The organism is Zoogloea oryzae (assembly GCF_030161255.1).
In the GTDB taxonomy this organism is placed as follows: Bacteria; Pseudomonadota; Gammaproteobacteria; order Burkholderiales; family Rhodocyclaceae; genus Zoogloea; species Zoogloea oryzae.
In genome coordinates this window covers 1-1,261 of the sequence record NZ_BSPX01000195.1, presented here as the reverse complement: position 1 = coordinate 1,261, position 1,261 = coordinate 1, and the positions used below count along the sequence as shown (strand labels likewise).

Below are 1,261 nucleotides of genomic sequence, written 5' to 3'. Positions count from 1 at the left end.
GCCGAAACCGAACAGCGCCATACCCCCGGCGAGCCCGTCGGAGCCATCCATGAAGTTGTAGAGATTGGCCATCCACACCAGGCCGACGAGGCACAACAGGCCAAAGACCCAGCCCGCCGCAGGCCTCAAGAGCGCCACAAAAGCCGCCGCAACCAGCAGCTGCGCCACCAGCCGCCAGCGCGCCGACAGGCTGCGCCGATCATCCACCAGCCCGACCGCCGCCAGCGCCAGCCCACCGCCAACCGCTGCCAGCAGCCCTGGCGCAGCGCCCGGCACAAGCACCAGTCCGGCCGCCAGCACGCCCGCCATCACCCCGACGCCGCCAGTACGCGGCGTGGGTTTGACGTGGAGCGAGCGCTCGTTGGGCTGATCGAGAAAATGCAGCCCGGCCGGCAGCACAGCCAGGTGACCGCCCAGGCCACCGCAAAGGCGACCGCCGGCACCAGCAGCAGCTCAGGCCCCATGGAGCGTCTCCCGCAGGCCATCGGCCAGATCCACGCCGGCGCGCCAGCCCAGTTCGCGCTCGATGCGGGCCGGCGAATAGCAGGCCGAGCCGAGCAGCCGGTCCAGCGCCTCGCTGTCCAGCGGCATGCGCCGCCCGAGGACGGCCGCGCCCAGATCGCCCAGCCGGGCCACCGCGGCGAGCATGCCCCGGGGTACCGACCAGCCCACCGACGGCATCCCGCTCGCCGCCCGCAGCGCGTCGTAGAGCTGACGCCCGGAATGGGTTTGCGGATGGGCGACGATGTAGCTGCGCCCGGCCGCCCGCGCGTCGCCCGCCGCCAGGCGCATCGCGGCCACCACGTCGGCCACATGAACCATCGAGCGCCGGTTGCCGGTTTCGGGCAGAGGTGGAAACCATCCGCGCCGCACCAGCGCCGCCATGCGCTCGAGATTCCCCCGGCCGCCGGCTCCATAGACCATCGCGAGGCGCAGGCACACCACGTGCATCCCGAAGCGCTCGCCGGTAGCCAGCAGCACGGCCTCGGCCTCGCGCTTGGCGAGGCCATAGGCCGACGCCGGTGGCACCGGCCAGGTTTCGTCGATGCAGTCGTCGCCCGGGTCGCCCATCGCCTTGACGCTCGAGAGGAACACCAGCCGCCGCACGCCAGCCCGGCCGGCGGCTTCGGCCAGCGCCCGGCTGCCTTCCAGATTGACGAGCCGGTGGCGCGCTGCGTCGGCCTCGCTGCGGGCGCCGAAGGCGTGGGCGTGGCCGGCGCAGTGGAACACCGTGTCGATGCCGGCACAGGCCGCGGCCAGG

The 1,261-nt window shown here is 73.2% G+C and carries 2 protein-coding genes; both read right to left on the bottom strand.

What is annotated here, in order from left to right:
• A partial coding sequence (locus QQK25_RS22975) for an MraY family glycosyltransferase (protein ID WP_498027248.1) occupies positions 1–399 on the bottom strand: 399 nt, incomplete at its 3' end.
• A gap of 54 nt (positions 400–453) precedes the next feature.
• Positions 454–1,261, bottom strand: an 808-nt coding sequence (locus tag QQK25_RS22970) for an NAD-dependent epimerase/dehydratase family protein (protein WP_284190045.1), incomplete at its 5' end; no start/stop codon positions are given.